The organism is Mesorhizobium sp. WSM4806 (assembly GCF_055811635.1).
The window spans coordinates 1-25,420 of sequence record NZ_JBVVQZ010000036.1 but is presented as its reverse complement, the minus strand read 5'-3'; the positions used below and the strand labels follow the sequence as shown (position 1 = coordinate 25,420).

General features: G+C 57.7%; 20 protein-coding genes and 3 pseudogenes. 1 reads left to right on the top strand and 22 read right to left on the bottom strand.

What is annotated here, in order from left to right; genetic code table 11:
* The 9 genes and pseudogenes from AC0L2M_RS33440 to AC0L2M_RS33400 form a co-directional block, all read right to left on the bottom strand.
* Positions 1–158 (bottom strand): annotated as a pseudogene (locus AC0L2M_RS33440) (adenosine kinase); the annotation flags it as partial.
* Positions 159–259: 101 nt separating this feature from the next.
* Positions 260–1,437 (bottom strand): annotated as a pseudogene (gene metK / locus AC0L2M_RS33435) (methionine adenosyltransferase).
* Positions 1,438–1,495: 58 nt separating this feature from the next.
* Positions 1,496–2,832 (bottom strand): annotated as a pseudogene (locus AC0L2M_RS33430) (serine hydroxymethyltransferase).
* Between the two features lie 188 nt (positions 2,833–3,020).
* The gene (locus AC0L2M_RS33425) at positions 3,021–3,191 is read right to left on the bottom strand and encodes an ArsR family transcriptional regulator (RefSeq protein ID WP_473537083.1); all 171 of its coding nucleotides are present in this window, start codon (positions 3,189–3,191) and stop codon (positions 3,021–3,023) included.
* Between the two features lie 21 nt (positions 3,192–3,212).
* Positions 3,213–3,614 (bottom strand): hypothetical protein, encoded by a 402-nt coding sequence (locus AC0L2M_RS33420; RefSeq protein ID WP_473537082.1) that lies wholly within the window; start codon positions 3,612–3,614, stop codon positions 3,213–3,215.
* A 216-nt stretch (positions 3,615–3,830) separates the two neighbouring features.
* Complete coding sequence (locus AC0L2M_RS33415) at positions 3,831–4,040, bottom strand: helix-turn-helix transcriptional regulator (RefSeq protein ID WP_473537081.1); 210 nt, start codon at positions 4,038–4,040, stop codon at positions 3,831–3,833.
* A gap of 154 nt (positions 4,041–4,194) precedes the next feature.
* A complete protein-coding gene (locus AC0L2M_RS33410) occupies positions 4,195–4,440 on the bottom strand; it encodes a helix-turn-helix domain-containing protein (protein WP_473537080.1) in 246 nt (81 codons plus the stop codon).
* 16 nt (positions 4,441–4,456) lie between these two features.
* On the bottom strand, positions 4,457–4,672 hold the full coding sequence (locus tag AC0L2M_RS33405; RefSeq protein WP_473525300.1) for a helix-turn-helix domain-containing protein: 216 nt from the start codon (positions 4,670–4,672) through the stop codon (positions 4,457–4,459).
* A 302-nt stretch (positions 4,673–4,974) separates the two neighbouring features.
* Complete coding sequence (locus AC0L2M_RS33400) at positions 4,975–5,184, bottom strand: helix-turn-helix domain-containing protein (protein WP_010913773.1); 210 nt, start codon at positions 5,182–5,184, stop codon at positions 4,975–4,977.
* Positions 5,185–5,311: 127 nt separating this feature from the next.
* On the opposite strand from AC0L2M_RS33400, the gene AC0L2M_RS33395 reads away from it, so the two are divergent.
* A complete protein-coding gene (locus AC0L2M_RS33395; RefSeq protein ID WP_473537079.1) occupies positions 5,312–5,563 on the top strand; it encodes a DNA -binding domain-containing protein in 252 nt (83 codons plus the stop codon).
* Between the two features lie 30 nt (positions 5,564–5,593).
* On the opposite strand, the gene AC0L2M_RS33390 is transcribed toward AC0L2M_RS33395, so the two are convergent.
* From AC0L2M_RS33390 to AC0L2M_RS33330, 13 genes are all read right to left on the bottom strand, one after another.
* Positions 5,594–6,079 carry a DNA -binding domain-containing protein gene (locus tag AC0L2M_RS33390; protein ID WP_473537078.1) on the bottom strand — a complete coding sequence of 162 codons (486 nt, stop codon included), beginning with the start codon at positions 6,077–6,079 and terminating at the stop codon, positions 5,594–5,596.
* Between the two features lie 64 nt (positions 6,080–6,143).
* A complete protein-coding gene (locus tag AC0L2M_RS33385) occupies positions 6,144–6,389 on the bottom strand; it encodes a transcriptional regulator domain-containing protein (RefSeq protein WP_473537076.1) in 246 nt (81 codons plus the stop codon).
* Between the two features lie 7 nt (positions 6,390–6,396).
* Positions 6,397–7,029: an acyl-homoserine-lactone synthase gene (locus AC0L2M_RS33380; RefSeq protein WP_473537075.1), complete on the bottom strand. Its 633-nt coding sequence runs from the start codon at positions 7,027–7,029 to the stop codon at positions 6,397–6,399.
* Between the two features lie 100 nt (positions 7,030–7,129).
* On the bottom strand, positions 7,130–7,855 hold the full coding sequence (locus AC0L2M_RS33375; RefSeq protein ID WP_473537074.1) for a LuxR family transcriptional regulator: 726 nt from the start codon (positions 7,853–7,855) through the stop codon (positions 7,130–7,132).
* Positions 7,856–8,521: 666 nt separating this feature from the next.
* Entirely contained in the window at positions 8,522–9,928 is a 1,407-nt protein-coding gene (locus tag AC0L2M_RS33370; RefSeq protein ID WP_473537073.1) for an aminotransferase, read from the bottom strand.
* Between the two features lie 160 nt (positions 9,929–10,088).
* Entirely contained in the window at positions 10,089–10,583 is a 495-nt protein-coding gene (locus AC0L2M_RS33365; RefSeq protein WP_473537072.1) for an Lrp/AsnC family transcriptional regulator, read from the bottom strand.
* A gap of 69 nt (positions 10,584–10,652) precedes the next feature.
* Positions 10,653–12,197 carry a fumarate hydratase gene (locus tag AC0L2M_RS33360; protein ID WP_473537071.1) on the bottom strand — a complete coding sequence of 515 codons (1,545 nt, stop codon included), beginning with the start codon at positions 12,195–12,197 and terminating at the stop codon, positions 10,653–10,655.
* A gap of 6 nt (positions 12,198–12,203) precedes the next feature.
* Entirely contained in the window at positions 12,204–13,637 is a 1,434-nt protein-coding gene (locus AC0L2M_RS33355; protein WP_473537086.1) for an NAD-dependent succinate-semialdehyde dehydrogenase, read from the bottom strand.
* A gap of 187 nt (positions 13,638–13,824) precedes the next feature.
* Complete coding sequence (locus AC0L2M_RS33350; RefSeq protein WP_473537069.1) at positions 13,825–14,751, bottom strand: LysR family transcriptional regulator; 927 nt, start codon at positions 14,749–14,751, stop codon at positions 13,825–13,827.
* 189 nt (positions 14,752–14,940) lie between these two features.
* Entirely contained in the window at positions 14,941–15,822 is an 882-nt protein-coding gene (locus AC0L2M_RS33345) for an HpcH/HpaI aldolase/citrate lyase family protein (RefSeq protein ID WP_473537068.1), read from the bottom strand.
* 125 nt (positions 15,823–15,947) lie between these two features.
* Entirely contained in the window at positions 15,948–17,099 is a 1,152-nt protein-coding gene (locus tag AC0L2M_RS33340; RefSeq protein WP_473537066.1) for a CaiB/BaiF CoA transferase family protein, read from the bottom strand.
* 15 nt (positions 17,100–17,114) lie between these two features.
* Positions 17,115–18,368 carry a methylaspartate ammonia-lyase gene (locus AC0L2M_RS33335; protein WP_473537085.1) on the bottom strand — a complete coding sequence of 418 codons (1,254 nt, stop codon included), beginning with the start codon at positions 18,366–18,368 and terminating at the stop codon, positions 17,115–17,117.
* Between the two features lie 737 nt (positions 18,369–19,105).
* A complete protein-coding gene (locus AC0L2M_RS33330; protein ID WP_473537065.1) occupies positions 19,106–24,844 on the bottom strand; it encodes an alpha/beta fold hydrolase in 5,739 nt (1,912 codons plus the stop codon).
* Positions 24,845–25,420 lie beyond the last annotated feature (576 nt).

Here is a 25,420-nt window from a genome sequence, read left to right as displayed (position 1 = left end):
GCCGGGCCCATGCGGCTGTAGAGCAGCTCGGCGCGCCTCGTGTCGATCAGGTTCATCGCGCCCTTGATGATGCCGTTGGTTTGCAGGAATGCCTCGTCGCACTGGGCGATGATGTCGACGATGGCATCACCGATACAAAGCACGTCATAATCCGGCATCAATGTCTCCGCCAACTACCCCACCGGCTTTCTGCTATGCCGACCGGGCGCGGGTCTAGCGAGTTGAAAAGGGTTGCCGCATGCGCTTGATCCAGCGGCCCTCACGCAGCTGCCGGTCCTGCTTCACGCAGCAAGTCGTCGGCTCTGTCCGTCTTCTCCCAGGTGAACTCAGGCTCTTCACGGCCGAAGTGTCCGTATGACGCCGTCTTGCGGTATATCGGGCGTAAGAGATCAAGCATCTTGATGATGCCTTTCGGTCGGAGGTCGAAAAGCTCAAGAACAGGGCGCTCGATCCTTTTTTCTTCGATCCTTGCGGTTCCGAAAGTATTGACGAGGATAGACACCGGCGCAGCGACGCCGATCGCGTAGGCAAGCTGAACCTCGCAGACCTCCGCAAGTCCGCTGGCAACGATATTCTTCGCGACATACCGGGCGGCATAGGCTGCTGAGCGGTCAACCTTAGATGGGTCCTTGCCCGAAAAGGCGCCGCCGCCGTGACGCCCCGTTCCACCGTAGGTATCGACGATGATCTTGCGTCCAGTGAGGCCGCAAGTCGCCAGGCAGGCCCACCGACCACGAATCGCCCCGTTGGGTTGACCAGAAATCTGATCCCCGAAGTATCCAGGTGGGTTGGCAGGACCGGTTTTATGATCTCCTCAATGACGCCTTCCCGGACTGTATCTTGGGAGACCGCCTCGTCATGTTGCGTCGACAGGACTATGGTGTCCAGCGCCACCGGGCGGAGACCCTCGTAGCGTACGGAGACTTGAGATTTTACGTCCGGACGCAGCCAGCCAAGCTGTCCCGTTTTCCGGATCTCTGCCTGTCTTTTCGTCAAATGGTGAGCGAGTTGGATCGGCAAGGGCATCAATGTATCCGTCTCGTTGCATGCGAATCCAAACATGAGGCCCTGATCCCCCGCCCCCTGCTCGAGATCCTGCCCTCGTCCTTCATCAACGCCCTGGCTTATGTCGGGCGACTGCTCGGTGAGAGCGAGAACGACGGCGCAACGTCGACCATCAAAGCCGATGGCATCGTCGTCGTACGCAATGTCGAGTATCGTATCGCGGGCGACTTGGCTGTAATCGATCTCCGCGTGGCTGGTGATCTCGCCGGCCAGAACGACCATCCCTGTCTTCACCAACGTTTCACAGGCCACGCGCGCCTTCGAGTCGATGCGGAGGATGGCATCGAGGATGGCATCGGAAATGTTGTCTGCCATCTTGTCGGGGTGTCCCGCGCCGACGGATTCGGAAGAGAACACGAACTGCCTGATCATGGAATGTCCTCGCTTCAAGTGTTGGGGTTAGGTGGGAAGTTTCTGGATTGGGGCGGCCTTACCGGTCGCTGATGCCGGGAACATCGAACGCACTGCAGAAGTCGGCAACGTCTCTTCGCACATTCGCATGACATTTGGGCGGTCGGGCTGGCGGCAGACCAAATCAATAAAAGCGGCGATCTGCACCATTTCCCCATCGCGCATGCCCATGGACGTCACTGCTGGCGACCCTAACCGGATCCCGCTTGTAACCGCTGGATCGCGCGGGTCGCCCGGCACCATATTGAAGTTCGTAATGATTCCTGCCTCGGCTAGGCGCCCGGCATAGGCTTTGCCTGATAGCGGCCGGTCCCGCAGATCAAGGATCAGCATGTGATTGTCAGTCCCGCCAGTGACCAGGTCATAACCACGGTCCAGAAGCGCCTCGGCCAGAGCCTTGGCATTTTTGACGACCTGCTGACCGTAGGTGCGGAAAGACGGGGTCGCGGCCTCATGCAAAGCGACAGCTAGCGCGGCGATGGTATTCACATGGGGCCCACCTTGCAGTTGAGGAAACACCGCGCGATCAATCCGTTTGGCGAGATTGTGTTTGCTCGTCCGATGATAGAGCGCCTGATAGCGATCTTCATTCTTCGACAGAATAAAGCCTCCACGGGGGCCGCGGATCGACATGTGAGATGTGCTGGTGACGACGTCGCAATGAGCCACGGGATTCGGATGCGCTCCGGCTACAATCAGGCCGCTGATGTGCGCAATGTCGGCCACAAGATAGGAGTTCGCCTCCAGAGCGATTTCTTCCATTGCCGCGTAGTCAAAGACACGCGGGTAGGCAGTTCCGCCGACCCAAATCAGTTTCGGCCGTTCCAACCTGGCTGTCTCGCGCAAGCGGTCATAGTCAATTTGCTGCGTCTGTTCGTGCAGACCATAGGGGACGTGTTGGTAATCGCTGCCGGAGAAGTTGCCGGCCCAACCATGGGTCGGATGGCCGCCCTCGGGGAGAGGCAAGCCCATCACTTTGTCTCCCGGACTCAACAGTGCTCGATAGATGGCCTGATTGGCCGGCGAGCCGGAATAGGGCTGGACGTTGGCGTGCTCATTGCCAAACAGCGATTTCAGGCGCTCGATCGCGAGGGTCTCAAGCTCATCGACGATCTCGTTTCCCGCGTAGTCGCGCGCACCCGGGTACCCCTGGGCGTACTTGTTCGTGAAGATCGAGCCGGTCGCTTCCAGCACGGCTGAGGAGGCAAAGTTCTCAGATGCGATGAGTTTGAGCGTCGTCCGCTCCTGCCGCCTCTGTCGTAGAACTAGTTCGTGAACGTGGCAAACGACGTGGACCAAGGAAGACCATCCGTATGTGCCGGGCTCTGCGATGGCTGCGTCAGCGGAGTTTTTCATGGTAATGTTGCGCTCCCATCTGGGCAGATTTTTTTACGATCAAGCAGCAGTCTCCTTCGACCACGCGTCTTGTACCGCCTCGAGCCGCTCCAGGTCCCGCTTATGATACCAATCGTCGTGGGGCAGGAGATCGACCAAGAATTGAACCAACCCTCCGTCCTTGCCCCCTGCATTGAGATGATATGAGGTCAAGGACGTTGTCCGTTGCCGCAAAGAAAGTCGGCTCTGGCGAGCATCCGGACGTGTCGCGCAACGCGCTCCCGACGAAAATCGAGAATCTCCGCTAGTTCGCAGACAGTCAGGTCGGCATGCGCGCAAAGGCCCAGGATCCGAAGGCGATCAAGATGTGCTGCTGTCATTAGGCGATCGATAAAGTATTATCATTGGCCAGCACGACGCCAAATAGAAGAACCGAACCCTCGTCCTGCTGGCTTTGTCATTTCGCGCTCTTCGCAAATGCTGTTCGGCAGCGGAACATAAAACGCACCAGATTTCTGCCGCCACTGAACTCGAAAATTGTGGTGAGCGTACCATTGACGGCGATTTGCGGTCGCAAAGATTCCATGAATTTCTTTGAAGGATCTGTTGCAACGCCTAAACAAGAACGCAACGAGATTGGCGAGGTGCTGGTAAAACGGCAAGCTGGCGAACTGCTTGGCTAAGAGGGAGGCGATCGGCGCCACCTTTCCCGAGGCGACAGTGCTAACCTGCCCGATCCACCATTTACTTGATTTCGTGTCATGGAAGGATCGCAAAGCCGGTGTGCCGACGCTCAGCGCCATCTGCCGGGGCGCGGACGCCAAGCCGGCATGAAGGCTCTGGAGGACTTCGAGGCCGGCGACTGGGCCGGCGACACCCGGCGATCACCTGGCGGCGCGACTGGCAGCACGTCGTGCCGTTCTTCGCCTATCCGAGTGTGCGCGCCGTCATCTACGCGACGGATGCGGTCGAAATGTCCGCGGCGCGTCGGCGCCATTTCCAATAGCGCTTAATCCTGGTCAGTCAGGTCGCACCAGATCGATGTGGCTGACACGGAGGGCTTGTGCCAGTTCATAAAGCGTGACGATGGTGGGGTTCCTTTTGCCCTTCTCCAGCCCGCTGATGTACTGCTGGCTGAATCCGGAGATCTCGGCAAGCTGCTCCTGCGTCAAGCCGGTCTTCTCCCTGATCCTGCGTGCATTTCGTCCGACCAGCTTGCGCATATCCATGCGCGGAGGTCAGCGGATCACGGGCCTTGAGTTTATCAACTATAATATGTAATCCACATTGTCATCGATTTGCCCGAACCATCTGCCGCGGGGGCAGCAAATCCAGGGATGCGATTTCGATGACGTTGGTCGCTCAAGCCAAGCACAGCACGAGCTATCGGTCACGCAAGCAACGCACACGTGCGAGAACCCCGCAAGGGTCGATTTCGAGCGCTTCGGCTACGTCGAGGAACTCAATGAAGTCCATGCGACGTTCACCGCCCTCATACTTGGCCACGAAAGACTGCGGGCAGCGAAGCGCTTCGGCAACCTTGGCCTGGGTTAAGCCCTTGTTCTTGCGCGCCGCTATCAGCTGTTCCAGCAGCCGGCGTTGGCGAGGCGATCGAAGGGATCTCGGCATCAGACGATGCTTAAGTCTATTCAGATCGCGGATCGAGCATCCTTGCCGGCTCAACCTCCAGCACCGTAGCGAGCTTCTCGACCATGTCGATGGTAGCAGCATATACACTGCGCTCAAGAGCGCTGATGTAGGTTCGATCAACACCAGCTTCATGTGCCAGCGCCTCCTGCGAGAGCTTCTTTTTCTCGCGAAGCCTACGCAGATTGCGGGCAAAGACCTCTCGGATTCCCATACGCGAGAGGCCACCCTCTTGTTGAGGATTTCACCACGGAGTATACTCTACAAACTTAAGGAGCAACTCGCACGAGCATCGACTTTGCCCGAACTACCTGCTGTTAGGGATCGCGACTTCCCGGATGCGATCTGACGATGATTATCGCTCAAGGTCAGCGCTGTAGGTCACGCAAGCTGCGCCAGGGAGCGAAGCCGAATGGTCTAGACCCATGTCGAAGAAAGCGGGCTCAGTTCACTGGCGGCCGGTTGCGCGCCATCAAAATCGAATTCGGCAATCCGGGATGGGCCGGATCGCCTTTGTTACTGCGGCCTAATCAACTCACAAGGATCAACGTCAAGCGCTTTTGCCAGCTGGCCAAGCACACTGACGCTTGCGGAAACCCGAGCACGCTCGATCGAGCCCACATAGCGCATGCTCAGCTCTGCGCGGGCAGCCAATTCTTCCTGCGTCAGGTCCTGATCATGGCGCAAACGACGCATGTTGATCGCCATGACCTCCTTGAGGTCCATGGCAAGAAAGGGACCAGAACCGGAACTATCGTTCTAGGAACGATCGTGCCTATTCGATATGATTAGCCCAACGAGGAGATATCTTGCCCTATCTGATAACGACAAACCCAAACCGCAGGAGGTCGCGATGAAACCCAAAGTTCAAGACGAAGTCCCGTGGTCGGACCGTCTGACCGCTTACGACAACGAGCACTTCACGATCTATATGAGGCTCCTGGACGCGTCCGCCGACGATGCCAGCGAAGACGAGATGGCGCAGCTCGTCCTCGGCATCGATCCGATGCAAGAACCTGAGCGCGCCCGAATGGCGGTTCGCAGCCATCTCGATCGGGCAAACTGGATGGTTACGACTGGATACAAAGAACTGTTCGCGCGCTGACCGGCTCCAGGTGAGCTATTCCAATTACTTTCAGGCGAGGAAATCCCAATAGCCACGATCCATGAGCATGTGACCGCGCCGGACGGCACGGCGGATGCGATCGCGAAGGTGGTTGCGCGGATCCGTCCAGTCGGCCCTGACGCGTTGTCGGCCCAACAGGGCCATTGCGATTTCACGGTGCGATGCACCGCCTAGCGAGCCGTCAAGCGCCTGGAGGACAAAGCGCAGACGGTTGGCGCGCGCTTCGGGCGGAAACAGCCTGTCGGGAAGTTGTCCGGTCGCGTGAAGAGCATTGAGGCATTCGAACGCATTCAACTGCTGTCTCATCCGATCGGCGGGCCAGATCGCGTCGACGGAAAGCGGAACGGGGCGCAAAACGTCCGCGCCCTCCACAACCAGTTGTAAATCCCGGTGAGCATTTCGCAGCATGACATGCTGGCGACCGTCCGCCGTGATCACGAGTGCCGCCCGACATGGCATTGCAGCGAGATCAAACGAAAGCGTTTCGGGCGACAATGCCTTTTCTGCAATGACCGGCAGGACATGCGGGCATTGGCGGGAGCACCAGAACACATTCGCATCAGGCCTCAACGAGCTTGCGAAACAGGAGCCCCCACCGCGTCAGATCGAGCGACGATCTCACCACTTCTATGTCGAAGCGCCTTTCTGCGAATTCTGCGTGTTCAAGCGCGTGCCTCAAGTCACGCTGGAAGGCCGGATTGCGCCGCAGGAATTCCCAGGCCCAGCCGCTTCGGGTCAGGTAGCGCGTATAGCGATAGGATTTCTCATCCTGCCAGTCCGGCCCGTCGGCGTCATTACCTATCATAACCATCTCAGGCGCCACTGCAGAGTACCGGCGCCCACAGCACGGGACCGCCAAGATCGCCATTGTGGCGGACCGCAGCAAGGCTCTCCTCTGAGACATCCAAAAAGCCGGCAACGGCGCGCGTGGTGCCGATTGTCTGGGGCTTACCTATCCGTACCAGCGGCCATCCGGCGCGACGCAGGATTCGCTCCATGCGCAAATCCGTAACCGTGACGAAATGGGTGAGTTGCCGTGACAAACCGAACTCGATCATGCCAGCGAGAAGTTCATACGTGGCAACAGCTATACTCCCACTGCCCTTCGGTGCAGACGGTGGGAGATCAAGGGCGAAACGGCTGCTTTCCCAGACACTCGGTTCCTCGGGTGCCGCTCTCCCTTCCAACAGCCTCGAAAAGACATCTCGCAGCATCGTCGGCCCCGTCGAGGGCAGAAGGCGTACGCCGCCCCCGACGCGACCGGCGGAATCGCGCAACACGAGATAGTGCGGTTTCAGGGAATCGAATGAATCGATCTCGAAGCCGCCGGTCGTGCGCACGTTCCAGTCCAGCCGTTCCTTGAAGACGCGGTAGCGCAGGCGGTGCATTTCATGAAGTTCGTCGGCAAAGGCGCCGTACCAGCCGGGCGCAATAAGCTCAATCATGATGGTCTCCTCGCAGGTATGACCCTGCCATTGGAGGCGAACCTTCATGCCGCGACTGCCTGTGCAGTTGCACAGGTAGATAAAAGAGGGATTCTGTCCCTCAGAGAATTGATGATCGTGAGGAGGCCAGCAGCGTCACCGCCTGATTTTTGGTGCGCACGCCGAGCTTCTTCTTGGCATTGTCCAGATGGAAAGCGGCCGTTCGCTCCTTGATCCCCAAGATGCAGCCGATCTCCCAGGCGGACTTGCCCTTCGCCGTCCATTGCAGGCACTCGTACTCACGGGGCGTGAGCGAAACACCGTCCACCGCCAGATCACCCGAAAGCTTGCGGCGAACGCCAACGTGAAAGCACATCGCCATAATCTCTAGCGCCTGTTCATATCGCTCGGCGATGCGCAGGAAGGTCGGATCGAGCCTGTCTGCCGCGAAGGTCATCGCAGCAGCTCCGCCTCGGCGATCGACAAGTGGAATCGTCAGTCCGCAGCAGATGCCGAATTCGGCAGCCTCATCGAAAAGCTGCTGTTGTCGCTTTGAAATGCCGGCATAGCCGAAACCCGGTCCCCACCGGAAGGGAAATCCGCTGTATCTTGCCCATCCTATGACCGGGTCGATCCTTTCATATTGGTGGCGCAAGTAGTGCGACGTCCAGCCGGAATGATAGTTCGATATCAGCCTGGGCTTTGTGACGCCATCAGGCACCAGAGACAGATAAGCGAATGCGCGAATGTCGAAGGCGCCGGCCGCGTTAGCCAGTGCGTCACGCAAATCGACCTGATCGACGCTCAAAGACAATTCTTCCAGCAAAGTTTCGAAGACGAGCTGCATTTTCTCCTGCGGCTTGTTTTCAATAAAACCTGGGACTTTCTGGCTTCTTGGCAGCTACGGCGAGGAGACTCGCCCTCGAGATATTGGACGCTGGAGAGAATTCACTGCGGTGACTACTCCGTGGACCTTCGATCATGTGAAGGGGGTTGCGTGCGAGCTCCACGCCGGCTGCCGTCAGCCGCGCGTCTACTCTGCAATTGTGGGCGATTGCTATGGTGCAATAGAAATATCGAAGCTCGATGTGCCATCCGGATATACAGATGGCCTCCTTCTCGAATTCTCGATTGCGGACGCGCTACAATCACCCTGATCCAGCGGGTCAAAAAAGGCGCCCTGCCGGTGGGGAGGTACACCGGCAGGGCGCGCCGCACAAGCGCCCTGGTCTTGGGCAACAGGACAGCGGCGGCAAAACTGATTTGGTTACCGCTTGCGATCGAAGTCATCCGAAGCAGGCTTAGAATCTGACGGCTTGAAATTTAGCAGTTTCGGTCGGCTCGGCGCGAAATGCGCTGTCAACCCGTTTTCACCAATGGGCACCAATGGACGACCAGTCCTAACGACAGCATGACGTCAAAGCGTCTGGTCCGTGGGAAAGTTCACCCCAGGGAACACCACGTTGGTTACCGGGATGTCGTCGAATCTGGGGCTCGCTTGCGTGGGCGCTGTTCATACCGCACCCTCGGCCTTCAGCGCGCGATAGGTTATCTCGACAGATTTAGCGGTGGCGTCGACGATTATGTCGATCTCCTTCCGGGTGATGATCAAAGGCGGGGCAAAGCCGAGGATATCGCCGTGCGGCATGGCGCGGCCGATGACACCGTTCTCGAACAGAGCAGCGGCGGCGCGAACGCCGACCTGCAGATCGGATTCAAACGGTATCCTTTGTTTTGGATCTCGCATCAGCTCTATGGCGGAGAGGATTCCGACACCACGAACCTCGCCGACGATGGAGTGTCCCGCCAGTTCGGCATTCATGCGGGCATGCCAATACGGTCCGACATCGCGGACATGCTCCAGGATATTTTTTTCCTTTAGGAGTCGAATATTGGCGAGCGCGGCCGCAGCGCAAAGCGTGTGACCCGAATATGTCCAGCCATGGCCGAGGGCGCCGTGCTTTTCTGTTCCTTGTTCCAAGACCGACCAGACGCGGTCGCCAATGATTGACCCGGAGATGGGCAAGTAGGCGGAACTCAAACCCTTGGCGATGGTCACGAAATCCGGCCGCATGCCGTAGAGGTGGGAACCGAATTTCTCGCCGGTTCGTCCAAACCCGCAGACCACTTCGTCGGCGATCAGAAGGATATCGTACTTGTCGAGCACGCCTTGGATAGCGGCCCAATATCCTTTTGGGGGCGGAACGATACCGCCTGTCCCAAGCACCGGCTCTCCGATAAAAGCTGCAATGGTCTCCGGGCCTTCAGCGAGGATGAGGGCTTCAAGTTCGTCCGCGCAGCGTTTCGAGAATGCTTGCTCACTTTCGCCGTCATGCGCTTGGCGATAGTGGTGCGGCGTCGTGGTATGGCGCACCAAATCGAGCGGCAGGTCGAAGAAATTATGGAAGAAGGGAAGGCCTGTCAGGCTACCCGTGACCAGCCCAGACCCATGATAGCCACGATTTCGCGAGATGATCTTCTTCTTTTCAGGGCGGCCTAGAATGTTGTTGTAGTACCAGACCAGCTTGATGTTGGTTTCGTTGGCGTCGGAGCCGGAAAGGCCGAAAAAGACCCTTCGCGTGTTCTGACCAAAATACTCGACCACGGCCTCTGCCAAGAGGGCGACTGGCTCCGTACCTTGACTTGCATAGACATGGGCGAACGGCAATTCGTGCGCCTGCCTGGCAATGGCCTCGGCAATTTCCGTGCAGCCATACCCCATATTGACGCAGTAGAGCCCGCCGAAACCGTCGAGGCTCTTTCGGCCTTCGGTATCCCAGATATAGACACCTGCCGCACCGGCCATAATCCGGTTTGGCGTCTCGCCTCGGCTGTGCTTGGCCAAATGCGTAGACGGATGAAAGACGAAGCTTCGATCCTTATCTCTGAGCTGCTCGGTTCCCAGATTACTCAACCGCATGGTCCCTCTCCTCGCCATAGTTGGCGGAGAGCACTTGGCCGGCCGCCTCTCTAGAAATAGCATACCGCATACGCGTCTCGAGTTTCACGGGAATGCACGCCTTTAGCCGACGAATTCGCGGTATCGAGGTTAAACGCCGTGGAAACCAAGGCTTCGGCGTTCACCGGTGCCTTAGTGCGGACAAGGGGATCGGCGAATTGGATTTCACCGGTTTGGTCACGACAAGACTGTAATATTGATCGATCCCCAAGCCTGCCTGCAGCAGTCCCTCCATGAAATCCTGATACGCAGCCATGGAAAGAGATGCGACGCGCATCAGATAATCGATCCGCCCGCCGATAGCCCAGCAGTCCAGGATTTCCGGATATTCTTGGATCGCAGTCTCGAAGTGTCTTTGGTCCTCGAGGCGATGACGATCCAGCACGACCTCCACCATTACAAAGACCATGCCCCCGATGAGGGCCGGACTCAGCCGCGCGTAAAACCCCTCAATAATCCCTGCGACCTCGAGTGCACGGAGCCGCTCCGAGCAGGCCGACGCCGAAAGATGAACTCGCTTCGCAAGCTCGCTTTTTGATATCCGACCGTCGGACTGAATCTCTGAAAGAATCCGGAGATCCCAAGCGTCCAGGCGCACAGGATTAGGCTTCTTCATGACCTTCTGCTCTACAGCCGTTGTCGACGATGGAATTGATGCCAACCAACCGGGCCTGGCCGGGAAGACTCAAACGCCGATGTTGCGTGCAATGCTGTCCGCCGCCATGCGTTTACGCCACTCAAGGGGCCCGGAATTGTGAATGGAGTTTCCCTCAACATCGACAGCCATGATGACAGGCATATCCTGCACCTCGAATTCATAGACTGCTTCCATGCCCAGGTCTTTGAAGGCAATGAGCCGCGCTGACTTGATTGATTTTGATATCAGGTAGGCAGCCCCCCCTACTGCGATGAGATACGGCGTTTTGTAACTTACAATCGACTCGGTGGCCGCCCGTCCCCTCTCCGCTTTGCCCACCATCGCGAAAAGCCCGGTTTCGGCGAGCACCTTGTCCGTAAAATCGTCCAAGCGGCTGGAGGTCGTTGGGCCAGCCGGTCCGACGACCTCATCTCTCACGGCGCGGACGGGTCCAACGTAGTAGATCACGCGTCCCTGCAGATCGAACGGAAGCGGCTTGCCGGCGTCGATCAACTCGACCATCCGCTTGTGGGCGGCGTCACGGCCCGTCAGCATCTTTCCGGACAGCAGGAGCGTTTCACCACAGCGCCAGGATGCCGTCTCTTCCTTCGTCAGCGCATCGAGATTAACGCGGCGAACGCCGGCTGGCCTCAATTCGTCGGCTCCAATGTCTGGCCATTCGCGCAAGTCGGGCGGCTCCAGCCTGACTGGTCCAGAGCCATCCAGGGCAATTTTCAGGTGCCGGTTGGCGGCGCATTGCGGGATGAGTGCAACGGGCTTGGACGCTGCATGGGTAGGATAGGTCGCAACCTTGACATCGACGACCGTCGTCAGACCACCAAGGCCCTGGGCGCCGATCCCGAGCGCGTTAATCCGTTCATAAAGCTCAATCCGCAGTGCCTCCTCCGCGCCTGAAGGGCCTCTGGCGATCAATTCCGCCATATCGATTGGCTCGTTCATGGCCTCCTTGGCCAGCAGCATCGCCTTTTCAGCACTACCACCGATACCAACGGAGATCAGGCCAGGCGGACACCATCCGCTGCCGAGGGCCGAAACGGTATCGACCACCCAGTCGGAAACAGAGGCGCTGGGGTTGAGGGTCGTAAAACGTGCCTTGTTCTCTGACCCACCACCTTTTGCGGCGATGGTGATCTCAATCTGGTTACCTTGCACCAGGTCGACGTGGACGACTGCTGGCGTGTTGTCACGAGTGTTGAGCCGCCCCGCGAGAGGATCGGAGACGATCGATGCACGAAGCGGATTGTCCGGATCGAGATATGCCCGACGGACGCCCTCATTGACGAGGTCTGCGAAACTGCCCGTTGACTTGATGCGGGCGTCCATGCCGACCTTTGCGAAGACCACCACAAGTCCGGTGTCCTGACAGATCGGGCGCCGCCCGAAGGCCGCCATACGGGAATTCAGCAGAATCTGCCCGATGGCGTTCTTCGCCGCCGGGCTCTGTTCGCGCGCGTAGGCCTGCGAAAGAGAACGAATATAATCTGGAGGATGGTAATATGAGATGTACTGAAGGGCGTCGGCGACGCTCCTTGTGATGTCCTTGCCGCGGATGGTCCGTGTTCTATTTCCCACCGGATCTCATCCAAATGAACTGAGGCCGTTGACCATTTTTAGGATTTGGAAGCTTCGCACCCCCTGCTCTCCGCCCTCATATCCATAGCCGCTCTGCTTGACACCCCCGTATGGCGCGTCTGCGGAAACCCCTTTCAGGTAATTCACACTGATAGCGCCCGCCGAAAGACCGTTGATAAGCTTCTGTTGCGCATCGGCAGCGTCGGTGAAGAAATAGGCGGCCAGGCCGTACTCGGTGGCGTTGGCTTCCTCGATGGCCTCTTCGATCGTATCGAACGGCGCGACCGTGAGGATCGGTCCGAACGGCTCTTCATGAAGCACTCTCGCTTCCTTTGGCACGCCCGTCAGGATGGTTGGCGGCCAGTAAAAGCCCGGTCGGTCGAGGCGGGTTCCACCTGTCTCGATGCGGGCGCCACGATCGACCGCATCCTTGGTCAGGCGCTGCATGGCCTCGATTCGCCGCGCGTTTGCCATCGGTCCCATCTCCGTTGCAGGGTCGTCCGGTAGGCCTATCCTGATCTGGCGGACGGCTTCCGTCGTCCGGGATAGGAATTCCTCGTAGCGTGTCCGCGCGACGAGGATCCTGCTGGGCGCATTGCAGCTTTGGCCCGCGCACTCGAACTTGTATTCCGAAATAGCCGGTATGGCCTTCGCCAGATCAGCATCCTCGCACACAATGACTGGGGAGTGTCCACCCAGTTCAAGGATGCAGCGCTGTAAGTTATTCGCGGCAAGCGTGGCCAGCTGTTTTCCAACCGCGGTTGAACCGGTGAAAGTCAAGACCTTCACGATTGGCGAACTGAGCAGATGCCGCGATATATGCACCGGAACGCCGAAGACCAGATTGATCACGCCATCCGGAATGCCTGCTTGACGCAACGATTCCACGATATGGACAGCCACGCTCGGTGTCTCTTCAGCCCCTTTAAGGATCACCGGGCAGCCTGCCGCCAGCGCGGGGGCGAGCTTGCGGGCGATGAGAACGGCTGGATAGTTCCACGGTGTAAAGGCAGCGACGACACCGAGCGCCTCCGGCACGATCATCCTGTTCGGGCCTAACGGGATCGGCGCCGACAGCTCTTCGGCACGGCTGCCGTTCCATTCCAGCGTTTCGACGGCGCGTGCGTACTCACCTGTTGCTTCGGCGACCGTTTTTCCCTGTTCGGCCGATAAATCCCTGGCTGCTGCTTCAATCTTCGTTGCCAAAATTCTTGCGGCTGCTGCCAGGATTTCGGCACGTTCTTTTGCAGGCCATGAAGACCAAGCCTTGCGGCTGCGTTCTGCCGAAGCGAGGGCCTCATCCAGATCCGACACCGTCGCCGAGGCCACCGAGGCAAATACCTCCTCCGTGGCTGGATTAATCACCGGCAATGTGGCTCTGCTACCACCGGCTCGCCATTTGCCGTTTATAAAGAGCTCGTTGCTCCTAGCGTCGGACATGCGCGCTCCACTGCTCTGAATTTCCAGGCGAGCACCGTTCGATGTCGAAACCGCTGAACTCTCGCCTGAGCCAGTTTCATCGCGACGGTCGCGGCGGGTCAAATATCGATTAGTGCCGAAATCCATCTGGAATCCAGATCGATCTATTCCGATGGCAAAAAGGCCGTGTTTTATAGATCGACGGTTGTCAGGTGGCGTCAGGAACGGATGCTGCCCAGCGGCGGCTCTCTATTAACTCTCTGGCGACCTTCGGAATGAGCTTGCGTATCGCGGAAACGGCCGCAGAACGCTCATCTTTCGGATTTACCGCAAGCACAACGGAGCGGGTAATCATCGGGTCGACGATCTTGATTGCACGGACCAGCCCTTGAGAGGCTTCTTTCTGAACCGCAGACGGGGCGAGAATAGAATGGGCTTTCCCCTCTATCACCATGTTGATGATCGTTGAAAGCGAGTCCACTTCAAACTTGACGTCCAGCGCGCAACCGTGTTGTGCGACGACGTCAGCCACAGAACGCCTAACATTGTTGTTGCGCATGGGAACAGCCAGCGGGAATGCATGCAGGTCAGCCAGAGATATCGCATCTTCGAAAGGCGGCTCACCGGACGGAACCACCAGACAAAGGTTTTCGCGCGCTAGCACCGTCATTCGCCCTACACTGTCCGCGGTGCGGTAGAGAACCGCCAGATTGAAGCGTCCAGCAGCCATCCACTCCTCTAGCGGTCCAGTCATACCCTCGACCATCTTGAGGGACACCTTGGGCAGTTCGTTTCTTACCGACTCTAGCAGCGGGCCGCTTAGGACTCGAGCAGCTCCAGACGGAATGCCTATGGTCACCTCCCCAGCAGGGGAAGCAGCTGTGTTGGTCAATTCCACCTCGGTAAGTCGAATTTCTTTGAGGATCGCCCGTGCCCGCTCGAGGAGTTTGGCTCCTGACGCCGTCACGCTGACGCCGGTTCTGTCGCGTATCAGCAACTGAGTGCCGAAGCCTACTTCCAGCTGACGCACATGCAGGCTCAGCGCACTCTGGGAGACATTAAGGAAGCAAGCGGCCTTCGTAAAACTGCCTGCTTCGACCACGCCGACGAAATATCTTAACTGCCTGATTTCCACGGGTACTCTTCCGAGGCAAACTCCAATCGATGTAATCTATCTCGAAATCTGATGCCGCGATAGCAATAATTGTGCCACGCTGTAGCAAATCACGGTCGAGCAAGTGGGCCACCTCGGTGTCGTGTCGTCCAGTCTGGTCTCTGAAACAGCCGCCGAGGACTCACGCCCACCCGGCTTCCGGACTCGTGGCTATGATTTCTCGGGCCCGTCGGATAACCGGTGGATCGACCATCTTTCCGTCAAAGGCGAAAGCGCCTCTGCCATGCGCTGCCGCATCTTTTTCCGCCGCGAGGATGCGACGAGCCCACTCGAGCTCCTGTCCGCTGGGCGAGAAAGCTTCATTGAATATGGCCACCTGGTTCGGATGAATCGCCAAAGCTCCGGCAAAGCCAAGCCGCCGCGCATGCGTCGCGGATTCACGAAGTTTGTCAGTGTCGGAGAACTCGCCGATGCTTCCAATAAAGCCCAGAGGGAGCAACCCGGCGCACGGGCAGCGAAAAGAACGGAAAGGTTCGGGCTCAAGAGAAGGTCGAATTCCGGGGCGCCGCCAACAGCGACACTGAAGTCTTCAGGACCGAGCGCCATTGCGACCATCCTGGGATGCGCCGACGCTATGGCCGCGAGCCTTTGCAAGGCGCCCGGGGACTCGATCTGGGCAAGGAACCGGATGCGTCCCAGCGCAAGATTCCTTTCCCGTTCAAGTTCCGAAACCGCATTCGCGATCTCTAAAATCCACTCTGCCGAATCGGTCTTGGGAAGAACTAATGCGTCCACACCCGCAACCACGACTGCATCAAGTTCGGCCGGCAAGGCGCGCAAACTACGATTCATGCGGACCAAAACGGATACGTTCTTGCGGCCCACCTTTGCCACGGATGCAGAAAGCTGCTGCCGTGCCTCGCCCTTCTGATCCTGGGGAACGGAGTCTTCGAGGTCCAGTATGACGCCATCTGCACCCCGCTCATGGGCCGTCTCAACAAAGCGCGGAACGTGGGCGGGAACGAAGAGCAGCGATCTCCAGCGGGGTACAGCCATCGCGCTTTCATCGGCCGGAATGGTGTCCTTGATCATGAGTCGCCTCTGCAGTCGATTTTAGCGAGGGCGGTGGCAGTGAGCTTGCTGGGCGGCCGATGCACTGCGATGGCAAGCAGGCACGCTCCGTCCCGAGCGCGCCCACTTACCGACAGGATGCGCGCTCACGCTGACGCGGCTCTATCGCGCAAACGCCCCAGAACCTCTTCCCGGACACTCTCCGTATGCGCGCCAAGAGCCGGCACTGGGCGCAGCGAAGGGCGTTCCGAGTTGAAGATGGCCGCAGGCGCTATCGTCTTGACAGTACCTTCGGGTGTGCCGACCTCGACCCTGCGAAGGTGGGGATGCTTTGAAATATCCGCCACTTCGTTCAGTCGGCCATATGCCAGACCGGCCGCCTCAAGCTCCTGCATCGCCTCCTCGCAGCGCAATTCGGAAAAACGCCGCTTGATGATCTCATCAAGACGAGCGCGGTTACCGAGCCGCTCCATGTTATCGGCAAACCCGGGCGCGCGGGTAAGCTCGGGCTGCTTCAGGAATCTCTCGCAGAAATTCGCCCATTCGCGGTCATTCTGAACCGAAAAAATAACCTCTTTGCCGTCGGCGCATCGATAGGCGCCATAGGGTGCCAGCGACGGGTGGTTCACGCCGGCGCGTACCGTGTAATAGCCGCTATAGTCGTGTTGCAGAACTGGCACATTCATCCAGTCGGCGAGGGCATCGAATAGTGACACCTGAATGCTTGTCCCTTCGCCGGTGACCTCGCGGTGATACAGCGCCTGAAGAATGGCGCTATGCGCTGTCATGCCCGCCGAGATGTCGCAAACCGAGACCCCTACACGCGCGGGCCCTTGTTGGGTGCCGGTGATCGCGCACAGACCTGTTTCGGCCTGGACGATAAGATCGTATGCCTTCAAATGGGAATACGGCCCTTTCTCCCCGAAACCAGAAATGTCGCAAGTGATCAGCCGCGGAAAACGTCGACGGAGATCTGCAGACGCGAAACCCAGCTTTTCGATACTGCCCGGCTTCAGATTCTGGATGAAGACGTCAGCAGCGGCGATCAGCGATTCCAGGACGGCACGATCCGCCTCCAACCTCAGGTCCAGACAAACCGACTCCTTACCCCGGTTGAGCCAGACGAAGTAAGCGCTCTGTCCCCGCACCAGCTTCTCGTAGTTTCGGGCAAAGTCCCCTTCCGGCCTTTCGATCTTGATGACCCGGGCGCCGGCATCCGCAAGGCGCGACGATGCATACGGCGCTGCGACGGCCTGCTCCACGGCTACGACAGTGATCCCCTCAAGAGAGTTCTGCATGCGACACCGCGCTTTTCATCCAATTTTTTCGACATGAGCCCGACGGCGGTTCAGGATCGCAAACAACCGGTTTTGTTCGTTCCCAACGATGGAAAATCCCTCGTCGACACCCATTCCGGGCTTTGCAAGCATCATGTCGGCCTGGGTCGCGACGGATATGTGGACCGATGCCCGGGCAGAGAGATCCGTCTCGGTACAGCTTCCTCCAACGTACGCGCCTACCTCGTTCTCCTTGCACAGAAGCACGGCCCGCGCCGTGTCGGCTATTGAGCCGACATCCGGCGTCTTGATTTGCACGAAATGCGCGGCCTTCGCTTCGGCAAAGAGCCGAATATCCTCGAGCGTATTGCACCTTTCGTCCACAACGATGCGGGCCTTGGATTCCCTATCATTCAAAATCGAGGTTATCCGGGCGTAATTATCAATTTGAGCTTGCGTCGAACCAAAATCCGCGGGGCACTCGATATTGAGGATGAACCCCGGAACCGTATCGGCAACCGTGCAGATAAAGTCGGCGATCCGTTGCGGCTCCAAGCCGATTTCCAGGCCGATCCAGCCATAAACATCGAAATGCAGCACCGGATGATAACCCGGACGGCCGATTTCGCGCGTACGCGTTGCAACCCACTTGACGAAGTCCAGGAAAGTCTGGCCGCCTTGGCCGAATTTCTGCCGTGAGTTGATCAGGCCGTGGGGAAGCACATCCACCGCCTTCAGGATCATTTTGTCGACATTGATTTCGCGAGCGTCACCGCTTTGGCAGTAAATCGGGACCTTACGTATTGGCAGCGGGAGGTCAAATTCACTGCATATGATCTCCGCCATCGTCGTACGCTGAAGATGAGCCGCTGCACGAAGGAGCGCCTGGCTCACGCCATACTCAATCCCGAGAGGTAGCCGCTTATGTGCGAAAGGCTCGAGAACCGTCGCGCAGGCATCAAGGTAAAAAGCAGCATCGGCATCAAGAAGCCGTGGCGTCACAACGCGCGACGTCAAATCCGAGATTTGAGCAGTTTCAAACACAGGATCGCGTCCGCCAGCACCAGAGTACTGGACGTTCATCATGTCGCCCCAAACAACGGTTTCGTCGGCAAGGACCAGCCCGACGCTGAGCGAAGATGCTGGAATGCGAATCGAATCGAACCCAGGCGTTGTCGGTTCGCCGACATAGATGAAGCCGTCCTGGGTTGCGCCCGACCTAATGGCAGCTTGATCGTCATAGAAGAATGCGCCGTTGCCAGGCACAAGGAGGACGTCTTTGATCTGCAATTCGGTCACTCGATTTCTGTCGGACGACGTTGACGGGCGGATGCAGTTCGATCCGCTACCCGGCCAAGTATGTGCCACTTGGCATTGGAGTCGGCCAATATAATGTTCCGGACAGTGCCATCGCGTTTTGAGATGGCTGGTGCCTTGATTTTAGGACGGCCGTCGCTCTTTCTTTGCAATACGATATGGCTGCTGCGCTCGATGTTTCTCCGGTCCTCTTGCTGGCGATCCTTTCATCATAGTTCAGCCGAACCGTCGGCATGTGGAGGAACTTGCCCAGCCGTGAGAATCGGGATGGCAAGGACCAAATGGGGCGCGATCGTTTTGGATACGCAAGTCCTGCGCGCCCTGGAAGCGATGGGTTCACTCCTCGAGGAAATGGGTCACGTGGTTGTGGAAGTCACACCGCCATACTAGTCAATGAGTTACATTTGATGTGCATGGTATATGAGCCTTCATCAAAAATCGATTGTCGCCGCCGACCACCTGGGTGCAAGATGGCCATGTGCGATAGCAGGTTCGGAGATCTAGTGGTTACAGCCTAACAGAAGAGTCCGACTTGGGATTCCCTTTGGAACGTGTGCGTGCGAGTCTGGCGCATGCGTACAGGAAGATGATCCGCTACCAGTCTCGCCGATCGCCAGAAACAGAGCTGCGTGTCTCTGCTGCGTCTGCGCTCTAGACCAAATGTTCTCCTGGGACCGGCGAACATTTAGTCTAACAAGCTTGAGGTGTTTTTATCGGGACGGGTGGTTACGTCTGCATATTCGGTCATACAGGTCGCCGAACGTCGCCGCCTCAATTATCTCATCCAATTGCGGCGACCTCCAGTGGTCGCTTTTATCCAAATTAGCTTGGATCTCTGCGGCGATAAGGCTGTCTCCCCCAACATCAAAGAAGTTATCTTCCAAGGATATTTCGTTGTCTCCCATAATAGTTTTGACTTCATCAAGAAAAATTCTCCTCGGATCATCGTTACTCAACATCCTGACCTTTCCTGATTCGACTTCTTTTTCTGGCAGAGATCCTTTCTCTTCTTCTGGCTGCTCGTCTGGCGTCGTGATCACTCCCCCCCTTTGACGCTCTCGCTCCCCTGGCTGCCGCGGAACCGTCGGGCCCGCAGACTGATCGTCCGGCCAGCATCGGTGACCGTCAAATGAGTACGTTGGAAGGGGAATGCGGCGGCGAGTACCGAACGGTTCCAATTGATCACTGGCCCGTTTCCAATCCACCGCAACACCTGCGGCCCAGAGTGCCCCAAGGCATTCCAGAAGGACATGGCGGTCAGTGGACTCTTCATCGTTCTCGTCGCGCGCGGCTGGGACAATCGATGGAATTGGGTTGTTGCGATCCTCCGGGTTGATCGCCCCATGCGCGAAACGCGCCAGATTGCGCGAAGGGCCAAGGTCAATTAGCGCAGTTACACCAGCCGCGACCATGGTCTGAATAGAGCGATCGAATCGGATCGTCCCAGTTGCTTGCCCACTCCAGTGGCTCTCCGGCAAGGGTACTTTCACGCCATGCAAGGATCCTGAATTCAGAGCTATGGCGACATTCGGCAGACCCTTTTCGAGTAAGCGGACCTGCGCGTCCATGATGTCAGTCGCTCGTTTCATCAGCGAAGAATGGCTGGGGACGCCAGCTGTATTAAGGAGGTTGTTGGGGATCTGTCGCTGTTCGAGACTTTCCTGAAGCCTTTCCAGAAGTTCCCGCTTGCCGGTAAACACGACGTCGGAATTGGAGTTCACGACACCGACGCCGATCTCGCCAGCTTCAGCCGGATCACGCCAAGGGTCCTCCTTGAGGATACGCTCAGCCTCGCTCGGGCCACATCCGGCCGCAAGCATAGCACCATCGATACCAAGATTCGCCATCGCACGGCTTCGAGTGATCGTCAGCCCAACAGCATCTTCTACTTTTAGAATGCCCGCTAGGGTGGCCGCAACGTATTCGCTCATGCTGTGTCCGACGAGATAACCGGGCTGAACTCCGAACAGTTCTAGCAAACGCGCCATGGCGAATTGCACGGAGAAAATCATGACACTGATTTCTTCGAAGGAAGCCGTCCGGTATGCGTCGTCTTCCCCAAACATGACCGTCTCCAGGTCACGATCCAGGAGCCGGCGACTAGCGGCGGCACAAATCAGGAAAGCATTGCGAAAGTCTGGCACGTGATCAAAGAGGTCCTTGAACATTCGCGGGTGCTGCACTCCGCAGCCGGGCAGCATGAACCCAATCGACGGCGAGGAAAGGGTCCGATTAGCTGCACGATCCACCTCTTCTTCCAACCTCGCGATGGCCATGTCCAAGTTGCGCGCCACAACGACGGTTCGATGCTCGAACTGGCATCTCGCCACGCGTAGTGTATGAGCGACGTCACCAAGATCGATCTCGCGGTTACGCCGCAAGAACGCAGCTAGATTCCGGCAGGCCCGGCTTAGCGCCGACGGGGTCTTTGCAGATAGGCAAAGGGCGTGAGATCCCCGTGCAACCGATCCGGGCCAAGCCCTTGCATTGTCGCTGTCCCATTCCTGCAGCACGATATGGCAGTTGGTTCCTCCCATACCGAGCCCAGTGACTCCTGCAGTTCGTGAGCGTCCCGGCGGACGGGGCCAAGGCCTAAGCTGCTCATTGATGAAGAAGGGCGTGTCTTCCAGACCCAGATCTTCATTAAGCCGGTTGATGTTGATGGTCGGGGGTATTACACCGTGCTGAAGCGTGAGAACTGTCTTGATAAAGCTCGCGACCCCCGCGGCGGCATTGGAATGGGCGATATTCGGTTTGATTGACCCAAGCGCACAGGCGTTGCCCGTTTTCTCTTGCCCCGCGAAAGCCTCTGCCAGAGCGCGGACCTCGATCGGGTCGCCGACCTTGGTGCCAGTCCCATGAGTTTCGATGTATTCCACGTCTTCAGCGCCGAGCGCCGCGGAGGCAAGTGCTTGGCGCACAACTGCGGTCTGGCCTTGCGCGCTAGGCGCCGAGAAGGACGATTTGGTGCGGCCATCGTTGTTAATGGCACATCCTTTTATCACTGCGTGGATTGGGTCGGCCGCCGCCAGGGCATCTTCGAGGCGCTTGAGAACGACAACCCCTACCCCATTTCCGAACACCGTGCCATTGGCGTCGGCATCAAAAGCTCGGCACACGCCGTCCGAAGAATTGATGAAGTTTTTGACATACTGATATCCCGCTTGAGGGAAGGTGATACTCGAGGCGCCTGCCAGCGCCATGTCGCAATAGGCGGCAGCGAGTGACTGAGCGGCGACCCCGATTGCCACCAGCCCAGTTGAACATGCGGTTTGCACCGCAATGCTTGGGCCGTTGAGGTTCAGCATGTAGGACACGCGCGAGGCAAGGTAGTCCTTCTCGTTGCCGAGCTCCGTCAGGAAAGCGAGCGGCGCGTTGCTGGGATTGATGAGGCCGCCCCCCTTCAAATGGCGTAGTAGATAGAGGGGGAGGCCCGAACCTGCGAACACCCCGGTCCGGCCCTCATGCTGAGTTGGCGCATATCCGGCCGACTCGAGTGCCTTCCAGCAGCATTCGAGAAACACGCGATGCTGCGGGTCCATTAGCGTCGCCTCACGCCTCGAAAGGTTCCAGAAATCCGGATCGAAAAGGTCCACATCGTTGAGATGGGCGCCCACGCGCACATAATCGGGGCGCTTCAGGACAGCCTCTGGAATGCCCCGGGCCTTGAGTTCCTGCGTGGAGAGTGAGGTGATCGAGCAGACCCCTTGGCAGAGGTTTTCCCACAGTGCATCGACTGTTTCCGCGCCAGGAAAACGCGCGACCATACCAATAACCGCAATGTCCATACCGGGGCTGCGTCGACGGTCCAACGCCTTCAAATGGGGCGGCCTACCGGGCAAGACTGGCGGTGTTTTGGGAAGCTTGCCGCTTTGGGGATGTCCCTGCTCGCCGATGCGTTTGCGGAGAAGAGCCGCGAGTTCTTCAAAAGTCGGATTGAGGAAGACCTCCACTACGCGGAGCTCCACCTTCAGACTCTCACGAAGCTGTGTGCAGAGACGGGCAGCCAGAAGGGAGTGTCCGCCGCAATCGAAAAAGTTGTCGCCCGGATCGGCAGTTTCGGCCTGGAGAAGGTCGCGCCAAGCTGCGCGAACTGCCGATTCGACCTCGTCGGTACCGATCACCGGAGCGCACGCCTCTTGCGCGAGCCCGCGAAGGCGCGACCGATCAAGTTTCCCGTTGGCCGCAATGGGCAATTCCCTTACCGCCACGAAATGCGCGGGTATCGCATAATGGGGTAACTCGGACTTCAAATACGCTCGCAAAGGAGCCTCCCAGGCTTTGCAACCATCGTGCAGGACTACATAGGCGACCAGTCGGTCCGGCTGGCCGGTCGTCGCATCGAGCTCAGGCAATACGGCGGCGGAGCGGACCCCGGAGTAGCGCAGCAAGGCAGCTTCTACAGACCCGGGCACGACGCTAAAACCTCGGATTTTCACCATGAAAGCGCAGCGCCCGATAATCTCCAATTGGCCACCGGGCAGCATGCGGCCAAGATCGCCGGTACGGAACATCGTGCCACCAGCTCGGAACGGGTCGGGAAAGAACCTTTCGCGTGTCATCTCCGGGCTGTCGAGATATCCATGAGCCAAGACATCGCCGCCGACGAAGACCTCGCCCAAGAAGCCCAGTGGGACCGGATCGCGTTGCTCCCCGAGGATATAGACACTGACATTGTACTGAGGCGGACCCACCGGCGCGACCTTTTGTATTGTCGCAGGATTGACCTCGCTCAAGTCAATATGCGAAACATCACTTGCCTCCGCTGCGCCGTAGTAATTGATGATTCTGATGTGCGGCAGCGCGTCCCTGACCCGCGCAAGCAACGCTGCTGTTAGTACCTCGCCTGATAGGTAGATCAATCTGAGATCGGGAAGGCGGGAGGGGAGGTCGGGGAAGCCGCTGCTGATAATCACGTCCAGCAGTGATGGGGTTAGCAATATTCTGGAAATTCGATTTCGTTCCAGGTAGTCGACCAGCTGGTCCGGATCATAGATAACGTCATCAGGGATCAAGTAGGCTGGAATCCCGGCGAGAATCGGCCGCATGACGGCCCCGAAGAGATTGACCGCCTCGCGCTCATCAGGCGCATATGGCAGCGCGCAATAGCGCCACTGGTAAGAGGATACAGCGCTTCGGTGAGGGCAGACGATCCCTTTTGGTTCGCCAGTCGTGCCAGACGAAAATCCAATGTGGGCGGGGGCATCGAGATCCACCGCTTCGGGATTGGCCGGGCTGGCCTTACCGAGTTGTGCTTCCCAACCCTCGTCGAGCGACAGCGCAATACCGGACCAGTCAGGCGGAAGCTTAGCTGCGAAACGGTTGTTGGTGACAACGATTTCAACACATGCTTTCTCAAGTATTCGCTTTACCGCAGCGGTGGGCAGTGCTTTGTCAAGCACGACGTAGGCCGCCCCTGTCTTTAGAATACCGAACAAAGCGACGGCGTATTCAGGTGAAGTATCCATCAGGATACCCACACGGGAACCTCGGCTCTGACCATGTCCAAGGAGGTGCCTGGATAGAATGTCGCTTAGGTCGTCGAGTTCACGATATGTGATGGTCGTAGCCTCTGAAACGATGGCAGGACTGTCTGGGGTGAGAGCTGCTTGTTTGCGGAATCGCTCATGCAGCGTTAGATTAGTATAAGGGAAGACCTCGCCGTGTTGGATAGAAACCGGAAGTTGTCCCTTCACCTCGCTAACCTCGCGCAGGAGGCTGGACACCACCTCCTCCGTCATGGAATGGGTGAAAAAGTGATCGCCATCGAACATAATCCGGGCGAAGCGCGACGTCGTAAGCCGACGCCATCCGTCTAGGTCATTGGCATTGATTTCGTCCTCAACTCCGCCCATTGCGGTGATTGCCGCCTGGAGAGGCGTTGGCAGGTTTCGGTCGTAAGTCTCCGCAAGTTCGAAGTCGGCCCGCAGGGGCGGCAAAATGAAGTCCAGTAGCAGTTTTTCGTTTGCCAGCGCCTTCTTGGGGACCAGGCCAAGGGTACGAATCACATCGGTTAGCTTATCATCGGCGTATCTATACATCGGCGGCTCTTCCGGGGGCAGATCCGCTGACGGGTGAGCAGACACGACAACATGGAAGGGAGAGGGCCGACCGGCCTCCTCCAGGGAGCGGGCGATCTCGTAGGCCACGAGGGCACCTGCGCTATGACCGAAGAAAACAAAAGGCCTATCGCTGTATGCCTGGAGAGCCTCGATGACCATGGGTGCCAGTACGTCCATCCTGCGAATGGCGGACTCCGCTGATCGTTTGCCGCGCCCGGGAAGATCCAAGCAAATAAGCTCAATGTCGTCAGGGAGATAGTCCGGCCAATTACGGAACGACTGGACGCTACCCCCCCCATGAGGGAAGCAAATTAGCCGATACGACGGCTCAAGTGAACTCTTTACAACACTAAGCAGTGCTTTAGCCTTACCAAGAGTTTGTTCCATCTCTCAAACATCTCCACCGATATTTCGCCTGAAAATCCCCATTTCTTAAGGGACGTTACTTACTTAATAAGACTTTGAACTTCTTGTATATCTCTGTCCGAAGACTTATTTTATTCGATAATTGCCAATTCTGTCTTAGTTACAGGCAGCCACCATAACCGCAGTTAGCGAATGTAGGAAGTCAATGTTTGTTAAACTTCATTCGAGGTCTGTTGACTAAAGTTAAAATATGATAAATTTACAAAACGATTTAGTTTCTAATATGATAAATTTATACAACGGCTTCATTGTAGTAGCGCTGTTGACCCTCATTGCGTCCGCCCTGCATTGCGTACTTGTGCAGCGTCCGAGCGCAATTCGGCACAAGCTTTTTGGCTGTGGTTGACCTCAGACCTTGCTGTGAAGATACCATTGTCCGCAACCTTCGATCATAAAGGTTCTGTAATTTTTTTGATATCTGGCTGTCCAAGTTGGTCATCCAATTGCGATGGCAGGGTGGGCATGATGATCTGTTGAGGATAATCCGATGCTATATGCCCTACTAACTGCCCGCGGATTAGGAGCGCATTGAGGTAA